A 367-nucleotide genomic window follows, 5' to 3' on the forward strand; every position below is an offset into this window, starting at 1 on the left:
CGAGATAAGCGATTGCTCTTCTTCAACGCTATCGCCTACAGCAACCATGATTTCAGTGACTTCAACTTCGTCACCACCGATATCTGGTACGTGTACTTCTTTTTCAGCTGATGCTGCTGGCGCTTGTTCCTGTGCTGGTGCTTGCGCTTCAGAAGCTGCTGGCGCATCACCGCTACCTGCAACTTCAAAAGTGAAGATCAATGAACCCGTTGACACTTTGTCACCCGCGTTGATTTTCACCTCTTTGATAGTACCAGCAAATGGCGCAGGTACTTCCATTGAAGCCTTGTCGCCTTCAACCGTGATAAGTGATTGCTCTTCTTCAACAACATCACCAGCTGCCACTAAGATTTCTGTGACTTCAACT

At 47.7% G+C, this 367-nt stretch carries 1 protein-coding gene; it reads right to left on the bottom strand.

The window, feature by feature from the left end:
* A partial coding sequence (locus CWC03_RS23035) for a biotin/lipoyl-containing protein (protein WP_283234912.1) occupies window positions 1-367 on the bottom strand: 367 nt, incomplete at both ends.

Source organism: Pseudoalteromonas sp. S2755 (assembly GCF_005886535.1).
Classification (GTDB): Bacteria; Pseudomonadota; Gammaproteobacteria; order Enterobacterales; family Alteromonadaceae; genus Pseudoalteromonas.